Annotated in this window: 14 protein-coding genes; 5 read left to right on the top strand and 9 right to left on the bottom strand. The window is 46.2% G+C overall.

All coding sequences use genetic code 11. The features are described 5' to 3' along the window. Positions 1 to 89: 89 nt before the first annotated feature. The 7 genes from SFV55_RS14990 to SFV55_RS15020 all read right to left on the bottom strand — a co-directional run bounded on the left by SFV55_RS14990 (position 90) and on the right by SFV55_RS15020 (position 5505). Entirely contained in the window at positions 90 to 1874 is a 1785-nt protein-coding gene (locus SFV55_RS14990; protein ID WP_320030331.1) for an adenylate/guanylate cyclase domain-containing protein, read from the bottom strand. Positions 1875 to 1882: 8 nt separating this feature from the next. After that, complete coding sequence (locus tag SFV55_RS14995) at positions 1883 to 2248, bottom strand: hypothetical protein (RefSeq protein WP_320030332.1); 366 nt, start codon at positions 2246 to 2248, stop codon at positions 1883 to 1885. A gap of 129 nt (positions 2249 to 2377) precedes the next feature. Beyond that, on the bottom strand, positions 2378 to 2560 hold the full coding sequence (locus SFV55_RS15000; RefSeq protein WP_320030333.1) for a hypothetical protein: 183 nt from the start codon (positions 2558 to 2560) through the stop codon (positions 2378 to 2380). 172 nt (positions 2561 to 2732) lie between these two features. After that, the gene (locus SFV55_RS15005) at positions 2733 to 2909 is read right to left on the bottom strand and encodes a hypothetical protein (RefSeq protein ID WP_320030334.1); all 177 of its coding nucleotides are present in this window, start codon (positions 2907 to 2909) and stop codon (positions 2733 to 2735) included. 85 nt (positions 2910 to 2994) lie between these two features. Continuing rightward, entirely contained in the window at positions 2995 to 3255 is a 261-nt protein-coding gene (locus SFV55_RS15010; RefSeq protein ID WP_320030335.1) for a hypothetical protein, read from the bottom strand. Positions 3256 to 3363: 108 nt separating this feature from the next. Continuing rightward, positions 3364 to 4005 carry an START domain-containing protein gene (locus SFV55_RS15015; protein ID WP_320030336.1) on the bottom strand — a complete coding sequence of 214 codons (642 nt, stop codon included), beginning with the start codon at positions 4003 to 4005 and terminating at the stop codon, positions 3364 to 3366. 321 nt (positions 4006 to 4326) lie between these two features. Further along, positions 4327 to 5505: a serine hydrolase domain-containing protein gene (locus SFV55_RS15020; RefSeq protein WP_320030337.1), complete on the bottom strand. Its 1179-nt coding sequence runs from the start codon at positions 5503 to 5505 to the stop codon at positions 4327 to 4329. A 159-nt stretch (positions 5506 to 5664) separates the two neighbouring features. Between SFV55_RS15020 and SFV55_RS15025 the strand changes: the two genes are divergently transcribed. After that, positions 5665 to 6201 (top strand): GrpB family protein, encoded by a 537-nt coding sequence (locus SFV55_RS15025; RefSeq protein WP_320030338.1) that lies wholly within the window; start codon positions 5665 to 5667, stop codon positions 6199 to 6201. 36 nt (positions 6202 to 6237) lie between these two features. Here the strand turns inward: SFV55_RS15025 and SFV55_RS15030 are convergent, their stop codons facing one another. Beyond that, positions 6238 to 7494, bottom strand: a complete 1257-nt coding sequence (locus SFV55_RS15030) for an alpha/beta hydrolase (RefSeq protein ID WP_320030339.1) — start codon at positions 7492 to 7494, stop codon at positions 6238 to 6240. An 11-nt stretch (positions 7495 to 7505) separates the two neighbouring features. After that, the gene (locus SFV55_RS15035) at positions 7506 to 8351 is read right to left on the bottom strand and encodes an alpha/beta hydrolase (RefSeq protein ID WP_320030340.1); all 846 of its coding nucleotides are present in this window, start codon (positions 8349 to 8351) and stop codon (positions 7506 to 7508) included. A gap of 123 nt (positions 8352 to 8474) precedes the next feature. On the opposite strand from SFV55_RS15035, the gene SFV55_RS15040 reads away from it, so the two are divergent. The 4 genes from SFV55_RS15040 to SFV55_RS15055 all read left to right on the top strand — a co-directional run bounded on the left by SFV55_RS15040 (position 8475) and on the right by SFV55_RS15055 (position 12708). Beyond that, positions 8475 to 8963 carry a peptidylprolyl isomerase gene (locus SFV55_RS15040; protein ID WP_320030341.1) on the top strand — a complete coding sequence of 163 codons (489 nt, stop codon included), beginning with the start codon at positions 8475 to 8477 and terminating at the stop codon, positions 8961 to 8963. A gap of 117 nt (positions 8964 to 9080) precedes the next feature. Continuing rightward, complete coding sequence (locus tag SFV55_RS15045) at positions 9081 to 10166, top strand: hypothetical protein (RefSeq protein WP_320030342.1); 1086 nt, start codon at positions 9081 to 9083, stop codon at positions 10164 to 10166. A gap of 69 nt (positions 10167 to 10235) precedes the next feature. Beyond that, positions 10236 to 11054: a hypothetical protein gene (locus tag SFV55_RS15050; protein WP_320030343.1), complete on the top strand. Its 819-nt coding sequence runs from the start codon at positions 10236 to 10238 to the stop codon at positions 11052 to 11054. 100 nt (positions 11055 to 11154) lie between these two features. Then, positions 11155 to 12708 (top strand): arylsulfatase, encoded by a 1554-nt coding sequence (locus SFV55_RS15055; protein WP_320030344.1) that lies wholly within the window; start codon positions 11155 to 11157, stop codon positions 12706 to 12708. Positions 12709 to 12878: the final 170 nt, after the last annotated feature.

Below are 12878 nucleotides of genomic sequence, written 5' to 3' on the forward strand. Positions count from 1 at the left end.
AAACAATCAGACGCTTGTTCGTAGTCTACCTAATTTCAACGGTAATCATCATCCCAGTGAAAATGGCATCTAATCGCCCATTCTACATCTCATGATAAAAAGTACATCTTCAAGGCTCCTCTGTTTTTCACCTCAATTTCACCTCGGTATTCACAAGGAAATTCCGCTTTGATTTGTTGATAAGTCGTATCGGATAGGTTGATGCGGCCAGGTTGTGAGGCGGACTCCATCCGTGCGGCAATGTTAACCGTGTCGCCCCAAATATCATATTGCCATTTTTTGATCCCGACAATCCCGGCCACTACCGGGCCTGAATGAATCCCGATCCTGATTTCAAAGTGATTGAGCCCATCCTCCAATTGCAAGGCTTGGTTGACCAATTCAACCATTTCCCTGGCGGCCAGTATCACATTGCGCGCATGCGCCTGGTTGGGGGTCGGCAGCCCACTGGCACACATGTAAGCGTCGCCGATGGTTTTAATTTTTTCGAGGCCATATTTCGAAGTGATTTCGTCAAATCCCTTGAAATAAAAATCAATACTTCGAACCAGGTGCTCAGGCTCAATGTGTTCGGCCTTTTTCGAAAATTCGACAAAATCCGTAAACAGTACCGTCACCTCATCCAGCTTGACGGCCTCTACTTTGCCGTTCTTTTTGAGCTCCTGGGCTGTTTCAGCGGGCAAGATGTTCAAAAGCAGGCTTTCGGAACGTTTGTGCTCTCTGGAAATGGCGCGGTAAAACCAGTACAAAGCCCCTAAAATGATAATGATTAAAACCAAAATAATGGCCAGCGCAATCATCTGATTCTGCTGATTGCGCCTTTGCTCTTTGAGTAGATCGACCTCGGTTTGCTTTTGGGAAACCTCAAAATTGGTACGCAAATCGGCCATGGCTTGTATTGATTTGAGGTTGTTCACACTGTCTCGGTAGGTGATGTGATTTTTGTAGTATTGCAGTGAGGTTTTGGTATCCCCAATTTTTTCGTAGAGTTCTGACAGTTTGAGGTTGGCGTCCCTAATTTGTTCTTTCAACCCATATTGCAAGGCCAAGTCCAAACTTTTTTGGGCATATGTCTTTCCCCGGATTAAATCCCCTTTTGCAAAATAAATGTCTGCCATCGAAATGAGGTACTCACAGATAGGGGGATAATCTTCAACTTCTTCCAGGATCAAAATTGCTTCATTAATGATTTCTTCCGCCTGCTTGTGTTTACCAAGTTTGGTATACAGCATGCCGATGTTGCCCAAACTATAAGCTTTACCGTTGGGGTAGTCTAGTTTTTCAAAAATTTTACTCGATTCCTTAAAGTAACTGAAGGCAGTATCGTAAGTGTTGGTGTTGTAAAATTCATACCCTGCATTGGCCAAAGTTGAGGCAAGTGCAATGGATTCTCCGGATTGACGCAAAGTGTGAATCGCTTTGCTGTAATAAAGTTTAGCGTTGACATGATTATTGGAAACAGAGTATACGTCAGCAATCGTACTGTAAACCATGCCTTCACCTTGACTGTATTTTTCCCTTTTGGCAGCCTCCAAACTCTTGAAATAAGCAGCTAGGGCCTCCTCCAGTTCACCCAGCAGGCGTTTTTTATTGCCTTTTTGAAAATATCCACGGTGTAAGTAAAGGTCGTTTTTTTGTTTTTTGGACAGCACAATCAATTCCTCAGCGTAGGCCAGCGCCAACTGAAGGTCATTGATTTCATTAAAAGCCAGATTTCTGAGCAACTCTAAGTGCTCAAGGCCACGGGTTTTATCCGCTTTATATACAATAGCTAGGCTGTCAGCTATTTGCTGATCCTGGCTATAGCTAGCATGCACTGTAAAAAAAAGAAAGCCTATTGAGAGCCAGTAAGCTTTCTTTTGTGGTAATTTCATAAATCAGATTATGGATTCATTTGAATCCTTGGGTCATAAGTATGCGGATGGCCCTCCGTATCTTCCCAGGAAATGGAGTAATCCTCAAAGGTGTATATCTGGCCCATCGCAACACCAAACCAATAAGGGCCATTCGCGCCTTGTATTTCCTGGGGACCCAATATGAAGAGATTTTGAGACGCATCATTTTTCTTTGTAATGGCGGTTATCCTCGCAATATTTGCTGCGTCAGGACTGATGGTCCACGTAATCCAATCTCCAGCAGCAACAAAAGAGACATCTGTCTCGCCACCATCGGATAAGGTTAATGTACCGGACTGTAAATCGGCTGCTTTGATGATAATGCTATACAATTTGGGCTGTGGGCTGCTCATTTTTATTTGATTTAGGTTTTAGGTGAAAGGGAGAGAATCTCCTATTGTCAGGAACTAAGTTAACAATAATTTTAGCGATTGACAATAGTTGTGTTCTTTTTTTGCAAAGTATTTTCTGCGTTACTTAGGTCACTTTCTGATTTTTGATGATGCGGTCAAAAAGGCCGGCGTCAAGCGTTTTAGCAGCATGGCCAGCTGCTCTTTAGCTCCACCGATGTAAACGTTTTTTTGCCGCTGCTGGATGGCCTTGAGTGCTTTTTGGGCAAATACATCTGCCTGCATTCCCTGGGCATTGCGGCTGGTTTTGAGCACTTATTTTGGCAAAAGTTTACCTGATGGTCAAAATTTTGAAGGAAAAATTACAAATTCCCAAAACTATGAATGAAATTCTCCAAATTTTAAGCGTGTCGATTTTGGACAAAATGCCTGTTTCTCAGCTACTTGGAGTGTATGAAATTGAAAACTCCGAAACTCCAATTTCTAATCAGTTGAATATCTTTTGATTAGAACCGGACACTAGTGAAGTCAAACCTATTTGCCCCCAAATTAATTGTGTATTGGTGTCCAAAGCCACTTCGGCAGGGGTATGATCTTCTTCTAAAGTTTTTATCAAAAAAAAGACACCATCAACTTTACTAAGAATTTCAGTATATTTTTCCATTCTTATATTTTACATCATTAAGTTAAAGATTCCCCCGCTAGTCCAAGTCTTCCCCATTAACCCCAAAGCGCAACGCTGGTGCAGGTCATGAGAGTGATGGACGGGCATCTGCTTTGAACACATTCCTAACGGCGATATTTTTCTTTTCAACAGCACCCCGTAAATTAGCGAGGGCGCTGTTGAAAAGAAAAATATCTACTTTGACGGTCGTTGCTCCCAAGTGCTTCTGGCCGAAAAAATATTTTTTGTCCGTTTGCTTAAATTTTGTCGCGTTACGCTTGGAATTCAACATAGAAGACACTGCACCAGCGTTGTGCTTTGGCGATGTATAAGAAGAATTGGACAAGCGGGAAACTTTTAACTTCTACCGCTCGAAAGTTAGCAAGGAAGTCTTGAACTCAGGCGGTAGGCAGTTGGGAATGCCAATCATTTATACTTCGCATCCCTATCTTTACTATTTCAAAAAAGCTACCTTTGCATTTTCGTATTTGGGTAAAAACTCTTTCAAATTTGCAATGCTTTTGATGGGGCCATCGTCGGCAGCCAGGTTGATCAGCCAATTTGGGATGTTCCCTCCGGGATCTGATTTGAGTTGATATTCCAGGCGTACCATACCATTTGGTAAAGGGGTATAGGTCCATTTGGATTCAATCATTTTAATCCGCACCACGCCGTCTTTTTCGGGTATTGCATTGTAAACGGATTTGCTTACGAACGTAACTTGTTTTGTATAGGGATCCTGTTTCATAGTGTAATGGACAATCATATCCCGATCAGAAAAAGGAAAGGGGAAATCGCTGTACATGTACAAATACCCTTCAGTTTCACTTACCTCTTTTAACTGAGAAGATTCTTTAAGGCGGTAAGCCCAGTTTTTTAGATTGGGAATGTCACAGGCCATTGCGACCACTGCATTTAAACTGGCTTTGACTTCAGTCCGAAATTTTATTTCTAAAATATCGGAAGTGCTGTCTTTGCGTGTAAAAACCTGAATTCCATTTCGATCACTTCGGAATTTCCAGGAATTGTTTTGGGCGGACAAATGATAAGCAGATAAACTCGTTATCAGGCATACAAACAGACTAAGGCGTTTCATTTCGGGTGTTTTTAAATACTGGGCAACGCCAGGTTTTGCGCATGTTTTTTGGTATACAGGTACAAATCCTGACGAGTCGAAGTAAAAATTAGATCCTTTGTCTGAATATACGATATCAACTAAGTTTTGGTTTAATGGCTTGGCTAAGTTTTCCCATTAAAATTTCAGGCACAGCGCAGGTGGACGGTCTCTCATAACCATGTACCAGCTTTGCAGCTCGGAAGTTAACGAGGAAGACTTGAACTGGGGGGCCAAATAGCCCAAGTCTTCTTGCTCCAACATAAAAGCCTCCCACCATGGTGATTTGTCGACCCCTTGCCTTCACTTAAAAGCCTGCTCATAAGCCCGGATGACCCGAACATTGGGAGAACTATCCCCCGAGTTCACAAACACGGTGACTACAACATCCTCCGGAAAACAGTAATAATAGGCATGAATTCCCCGCCAGCTGCCGTTGGGGGTGGGGTGGCCCCAATCGCCTCCGGAACCAAAATGTTCGCCGTAAGCATTTTTGCGAATCTTGAATGGATAATCGAGTTGAAATAAAGTAGCCAGCGCATTACTTGACAATAGTTTTTTGTCGACAAAGGCTGCATTGATCAATTTGGCAGCATCGGCAGCGGAAAGGTACCACCCAAAACCACCCGCGTATTCACTCAGGTCATTGAGGTTCGATTGGCCTGTCCATCCGGTGAGTTCACCTGGTTCATTGGAGTAAGGAAAAGGATATTGAAAAACCGGTTCAAGGTCGGTCATCCTGCACTCAGCAGGAGGGATTCCAGCTGCCTTGAAGAGCGATTGATTGACAAAAGTTTTGTAGAGGTTAGCGGTTACCATACCAACAACCAATGAATCTGCAGCGGGCTGCAACTCCTGATACCCTGTAGCATAAGCAATCACTATTCTCAACAAGCCATAACTGGTATTTTGATAATTGAATTTTCCACGTTTTTCTGGATTGGGGCCTTTTTCCATCAGTTTTCTCAATGAAGCAGTGCCCGATGAAAGGGCATCAAGCGGGCCGTCCAGGCCGCTCCTCATCGCCACCAGATCCAGGATGCTCAGGTTTTCAAAGTCGGGATGGAACTTCCAATACGAAGGTAGATAAGCCTTCACTGGATCATCCCAATTCAATTTTTTTTGATCTACCAATTGAGCAATGGCAAATGCGGTAACGGTTTTGCTTAGGGAGGCAACATGGATTCGGGTAGAAGATAAAAAGGGTAGCCCTTCCTGGTTTAACCGATCGGCCGGGCTTATTTTAAAACCGCCCGATTGATCATAGCGGAGTTTACCTTTTTTCGAAATCGTATAAGCCCAGCCGACGGAACTATCCCGATAAATGTTGCTCAAGTTCGCGCTGAATTTTTCAAGATCCAGGGTCTTTGCATCTTTGCTGGTGTTCAGATAATTTAAGTGTTGGGCTGGTAGAACACTCACTCCAAAAAGACCCAAGAGTAAGGTAATGGTAAGTTTTTTCAGGAAAGAGGGTTGCTGCATGGCGCTGGGTTTAATGGGTATTGCAAAGTTAGGGAAATAGTATTAATCTCGCTTTGGAAGGGAGATAGAGGGACAATGAATTTTTGATGTGGCTGAGCCTTAAGAGTAAAGCAAAAAACTGTAAGCGCGGACCACCTCAACCGTATACAAAACCAACCAATGCTCATCGAAAAATACAACCCAAACTGGGTGAAGCAATTCAACGACATCAAAAGCCAACTTGAACCAGTTCTAAGCGGGCTTGAATGCAGCATTGAACATGTAGGCAGTACCTCCGTGCCCCAGTTGGATTCAAAACCCATCATTAACATTGACATTGTATACTTTGTAAAATCCGATTTTGAAAAAATAAAACTGGGGCTTGAAAAAATTGGCTATTACCACAATGGAAACCAAGGACTTGAAGGCCGGGAGGTGTTCAAAAGGAATGGGCAATTGAGCCATGAGGTATTGGACCGCATCAAACACCATCTTTACGTATGCCCAACGGATAGTAAAGCGCTTGAAAGGCACCTTTTATCCCGCAACCATCTGCGCAAAAATGAGGAGGCCAGGATCAAATACCAGCAAATGAAATACGCATTGGCCGAACAAGCGAATCAGGATCGAAAAAAATACCAGGAGTTGAAAGAACTGTATGTGAATGATTTTATTGATTCGATTGTGGAAATGGAAAAAAGTGGAGGCACAATATAGCCTTGCCTTGGGTGGGCAGGGGACCAATTCCTTCCCTCACTTACTCCACACCTCAATCACCACTTCCTTTCCTTCCCCAATCTCCAGCACATAATCCTTTACATCCCCCGGCCTTTGTCTGCTGAAAACCCTTTGCTTATCAATACTCGGATTCAAGTTTCGTTTTCTCAAGAACTCGCCCCATTCCTTTTTGTCAGCATCGCTGAGGGTATTGTCCCTTTGTTTCGCCATCATTTTGATCATAAAAGGATCGCGGCTATTGCTGGTCCAGCGGGTCGCTTCCTGGCGCACTTCTACTTTGTATTTCCCCTTTACCGGCCCCTGTTCGGCGGGTATGGAAAACCGGCCCAGCTCGCCAGTGCCCGTATTGGTCATATAAATGATCACCGGAGGATCATTGGGATTATCCAGCGGAGTGAGCATGATCATTCCCCTTAAAAGAGGGCTACCATCCAATTTTACCAGCCCATTCAAAGCCAGACGTTTTTTGGGAGAAAGAAACCCATTGGTATGCATCCAGTTCCAGAGCAGCTTGGGCCATTCCCCCAAAATGGGATCACCTACCGCAAAGCCGGCGCCATGTACCCCGTTTTGAAAGAAATGCGCTTCTACCTTGACTTTGTTTTTAACCAAATCCACAAAGAGGGTACTTAGCCCATTCAGACTTCCGGCGTCTTCCACCGTGCCAAACATAAAAGTGGGCGGCACTTGTTTTAGCCGTTCTGGAGAAAGGGCTGCAGGGAAAGGCATGGCGCCATAGGCCAGGATGTCAAAATTGGGCAAAGCAGATTGCTTCTCTAGCGGGTCCGTGGCATTGGCATCTCCCAGGCTTGCGTTGAAGCCCAGGTCTGCCACCAACATGGCTCCAGCCGAGAACCCTACCGCGCCCACCCGATCAGGGTCGATCTGGTATTGGGCGGCATTGGCCCGGATGTATTGCACGGCTCTTTGGCCATCGGCCAGCCAGTCTTTTCGATCATAAAGTGGCCTCAGCCTGTAGCGCAACAAAAAGGCTGTAATGCCCCGCTCTTTTAACCACTGTGCCACCAGCACACCTTCATGATCGACTGCCCGGATGGTAAATCCACCGCCGGGAATCACCAAAACAGCCGTGCCGTTTTGTTTGCTTTTTTCCGGAACAAAAGGAATCACTGCTGGCTTGTCCTCGTCTGAAGTCCCCGTGGCACCGGGAGCGCCCTGTGGCCACAGCAGGATGGGCGCAGCCAGGGAAGACTGAGCATGGCTGCTGGAAATGGATAGGCAAAGCAGGAATGGGTATATCAGGTATTTCATGTGATAAGCTTTTATAAGTGCTTTTTGATAAACTGATCCATCAGGTTCACAAAATCCGGAGCAGAAAAATCTTTGCCTCCGTGCCCCATCTCATTCAAAAAATGCAGCTCACTTTTCACTTTTACCGCCTGTAGTTTCAGGTGCAATTCGATGCTTTGGTTGATGGGCACCTGTGGATCCTGGTTGCCGTGGGCCAAAAAAGTAGGCGGGTCCTGGGCGCCTGCGAGGAAGACTGGGCTGGCTTTTTCTATCAAAGTTGCCTCTACCTTTTCCAGCGGCTTCCCAAAAAAGAGGGCCAGGGCCGGAGTTCTTACATTGATACCATGGGGCGTAGACTGGGCTAAAATGTTTTTAAAATTGCTGGGCCCAAAGAGGTCCAGGAGCAAGTCTACCCTGGAGCTGGTGCTGGTATAATCTCCCATGGTTCCTTCCAAAAAAGCATCTCCATTGCTCAACGCAGCCACTGCGGCCAAATGCCCACCAGCGGAAGATCCCCAGAGGATGATTTTATCCGCCTGGTAGCCATATTTTTTCTGATTGGCCCGGAGGAATCGGATGCTGGCTTTGATGTCGTGGATCATGGCCGGAAAAACCGCTTCGGTAGTCAGTCGGTACTCGATGCTGGCCAAGGCATATCCTTTTGGTAATAACTCCTTGGGCGGATCGGCTTTGGAGCCTCCATGCCAGGCACCCCCGTGTACCCAAATGATCAGTTGGGCATTGGTAGTTTGGGGTGGTAAATAAATGTCTAAAGTGAGGTCTCTTTGGGGTGTTTTGGCGTAAATTAGGTCTTTATGGTCTTGGGCCTGGGTGTTTATTTGCTGGATTAGCAAAAGGAGCAAAAGCCATTTTTTCATAGGGAATTCGAGTTGCTGGGTGTGGAAAGGATCGGACGCTTACCAAAAGTATCCCCAAGGGGAGTGTCCAACAGCTTAAAGATAATACTAAAAATACTACCTTTGCGGCCTCAAAGCACAAACATGCACACAGTTCAAAAAAACACTGTAGTAACCATCAGCTACAAGATTCAAGAAATAGGTGGTGAAGTTTTGGAAGAAAGCCAGGAAGGTTTCCCCTATCTGCACGGTGGGTACGACAACATTTTCCCCAAAGCGGAAGAGGTGTTGGAAGGGAAAACGCTGGGAACAAAAATTGAAATTGACCTTGCACCCGCAGATGCCTATGGCGAGCGTGACCTCAACCTGGTGCGGGTAGAATCCCTGAGCGATCTAAACATTCCCGGACTACAAATAGGGGATATGCTGGAAGAGGATGATGAAGAAACGGGTGAAACCATCATCTGGCGTGTGATAGCGATGAAAGATGACCAGGTAATGTTAGACCACAATCACCCTTTGGCGGGTTTGGGGATTCGTTTTTCTGCTGAGGTGTTGGGCATTCGTGCGGCTACTGCTGCGGAGGCCGAGCATGGGCATGTGCACGACGAGCACGATTCGCACGGGCATTAGGGCGATAAAAAAACAAGCGATCATTTTGCATCATGGGTTAGATTGTGCTGGATTGACTTCAGCACAATCTTGCACTGAATACGCGATTTTTCCTATTTTTGGAGAAATTCCTTCTCCATGAAATCGATCCTCCTCGGTAGCCTGCTGTACTTTGTATCTTTTCTTCCTCAGACCATTGCCCAAAAAACGAGTGTTTCCATCACGGGCAATCAATTCAAGATCAACAAACAATTGACCTACCGGGGACGGGAGTGGCATGGCCACAAAATAGAAGGACTACTCTTTAACTCCCGGATGGTGCAGGGTATCTTTGACGATTTGAACCCAGCAACCCGGGATCAATTTCAATACGCCGACACCAAAAAATGGGATCCGGAGCGCAATACCCGGGAATTCATCGCGGCAATGCCCTTATGGAAAAGTCATGGAATGTTGGCTTTTACCCTTAATCTGCAAGGTGGAAGTCCATTGGGGTATGGCAACAAAGGTTGGATCAATTCGGCTTTTGACCCTCAGGGGAACCTGCGCCCCGATTATTTGCGCCGTCTGGAAATGATCCTCAACCGAGCCAATGAATTGGGTATGGTGGTTATTTTGGGCTACTTCTATTTTGGCCAGGACGAACATTTGCAAGATGAGGCAGCGGTCATCCGGGCAGTAGACAACATCAGCTCCTGGCTGCTCAAGAAAAAATACCGGAACATCCTGGTAGAAATCAACAATGAATGCAACATCAGCTACAATCACCCAATCCTGCAACCAGAGCGGGTACATGAACTGATTGAGCGGGTGCAAAATACGCGCAAAGGAAATTACCGACTTTTGGTCAGTACAAGTTATGGCGGAGGTACTTTACCCCAACCCAATGTGCTTAAAGTGGCTGATTTTGTCTTGCTGCATGGCAATGGGGTACGCGATCCTGCGAAGATTACCAAACTGGTGACTGATACCAAAAATGTGGTGGGCTACCACAATACTCCCATCCTGTTCAACGAAGACGATCATTTCAACTTCGAAGCGGAGCAAAATAATTTTGTAGCGGCCATTCAGGCTTATGCCTCCTGGGGATATTTTGACTACCGTATGAAGGACGAAGGATTTGAGGACGGCTACCAAAGCGTGCCCGTGGACTGGGGAATCAATTCGGAACGAAAGAAGGGTTTTTTTAAGTTGTTGCGGGAGGTGACCGGGTTTAAGGAATGATGGAAAAATTTGAGGCTTCGCCTCGAAGGGTAGGAAACGACAACAAAGGAAAAATGGATGAAACGAAAAATGAAAAGAGTCTCTGCATTCGATTTTGTATGGCCCGGTTTAATGAACATTAGCTGTGGCCTAGTTTTGATGCTGTTTGCTACAGGCTGTAACAGCAAGCCCGAAAAGCAGGCTTTCCAATCTAATCCCGGCCCCTCAGGGTTCCATCCTCTACTGCTTCAACAAGACTCTGGTTTTGTCACCAAAAAAGACGGCCTCCCTTTTTTAATTGCCAATAACCTAACGGACACTGTTGGTCGCTCTTGGGACAACTTGCATGACAGTGACACCCTTGGCAAATACTACAAAGTCAAAGAAAGTGGCCATTTTTATTATTGCAGCATCGATTATAGCCCTGAATACACCTTTGAAACCCACCTGATCATTGAGTTGAACCAGGCTGGGAAGCTACTTCAGTCGGCCCGATTTTTTCACGGCAATTATTCATGTTGCTGGGACAACCTCTACGAAGGCTTCAATCGCTACGGCGATTTTTTTGGCATCAAAACCTGTTCAACGGGTTTGGGTTTTTGTGCCACTGATTTGTATCTGTTTAAAACTTTGAGGCAGCAGGAGGAGCAAACTTCTATTCCTTTGGGCCAATGGGCTGCTTTTGGGAACGATATAGGGGAGCCGCGTAGTATTAGTGCCGGTCTGGAGTGGAACAAGAACGAACTGATCGTGCATTATCTATTGGAAGATGGTGAACTGGACGACGAGGGTAAGTTTAGGGTGAAGCTGACCCGGAAAATGGACGCAACTTTCATTTTCCAAAATCAGCAATGGGTTTGTAAAGACAGTGATAAATTGGCGAAGTTTGACCTGTGGTTGGATAGATAGGTGGTTGGTTGGACGCAAAGGAAATTTCAGCTGTTTGCATTTCCAAAAATCCCCTTAGTTTTAAGCATCCTACTGAATTGCTCGCAAAAGGCCATCAACCATGAAAATAATCCTTCGTCTTTTCTTTGCCAAAAAGCCCCTTTGGGTCAGCATTTGTTTGTTGCTGAGCGGTATTGGTCAAATCCTTGCCCAAAACAAGCCCAATATCCTCATTATTTACGCCGATGACCTAGGCATTGGTGACGTCAGTGCCTATGGCAAAGGCAAATTGGCTACTCCCAATATCGATAAACTGGCGCAGGGCGGCTTGCGCTTCACCAACGCTTATGCGACCTCGGCTACTTGTACGCCGAGCCGCTACGCCCTCCTGACCGGGCAATACCCCTGGCGGAATCCACGTGCAAAAATCCTCACGGGTGACGCGCCAGCCTTGTTGGATACCGCTCAAAAAACGGTCGCTGATTTGCTCAAAACTCAGGGCTACCGCACCGGGGTTGTAGGCAAATGGCACTTGGGCTTGGGCAATGGCAGCATGGACTGGAATCAGCCTATCCAGCAAAACCCCAACGACCTGGGTTTCGATTACAGCTTCATCATGGCGGCTACCACCGATCGGGTGCCAACGGTTTACATCGAAAACCGCCGGGTTGTGGGTCTGTCGGCTCAGGACCCATTGCAAGTGAGTTATGAAAAAAACTTCCCTGGAGAGCCTACTGCATTGACCAACCCTGAATTGTTGACCAAACAAAAATGGCACCACGGCCACAATCAGAGTGTGCACAACGGCATTCCCCGCATTGGTTTTATGCGCGGTGGCAAAGCTGCCCTTTGGCAGGATGAAACCATGGGCGATGTGTTTGTGGAAAAAGCGCTGAACTTCATCGGTAGTGACGCAGCCAAGCCTTTTTTTCTCTATTTCGCTCTTCATCAGCCGCATGTACCTCGGGTGCCACACCCTCGTTTTGTGGGTAAATCGGGCATGGGCCCGAGGGGGGATGCCATTCTGGAGTTGGACTGGTGCGTGGGAGAAATTTTGAAACACCTGCAAAACAAGAGATTGTTGAACAACACTTTGATTCTTTTTTCCAGTGACAATGGCCCCGTGCTGAACGACGGTTATTACGATGATGCAGTGGAAAAAGTGGGCGCACACGACCCCTTCGGTGGCTTGCGTGGAGGTAAATACAGTTTGTTTGAGGGCGGTGCCAAAGTGCCTTTTATCGTGCATTGGCCGGCTCGGGTTAGTCCTGGTGTGTCGGATGCCTTGTTTTGCCAACTGGATTTGTACGCTTCCCTTGCCGCTTTGCTGAAACTCAATACCCCGGCAATGGACAGCCAAAATCAACTGACAGCTTTGTTGGGAAAAGACAAAAAGGGGCGCAAGGAGTTGGTATTGGAAGCATCGGGAAGATTGGCTTATCGTTCCGGGCCATATGCCTTTATTCCACCGTATAAAGGTATGGCTGTGCACAAGGAAGTGAACATCGAGTTGGGGGTTGCACCCAGCGCGCAATTGTACGATTTGCGCAGCGACCCCGGGCAAAAAAACAATCTGGCGAGTGGTTCGGGCAAGTTGTTGACCAAATTGAAGTCGGCTATGCAAAAAGCGGTGGGAGCTTACCAAACGATCAATGAGGATATTCAGTTGAAGTGAATAGTTCTTTAGACGACATTGCTTGACAGTTTACTCGAAGGACATGAATTGCCACGTGCTTTAGCGCGTGGGTAGCAGGATTGTTTGAAAATGGGCTTTAGCCCTCTTTTAAATATAAACGCCAGGACTAAAGTCCACCCAAAAGTCAATACCCTTCCACGCGCTAAAGC

Source organism: Haliscomenobacter sp., assembly GCF_033763495.1.
GTDB lineage: Bacteria > Bacteroidota > Bacteroidia > Chitinophagales > Saprospiraceae > Haliscomenobacter.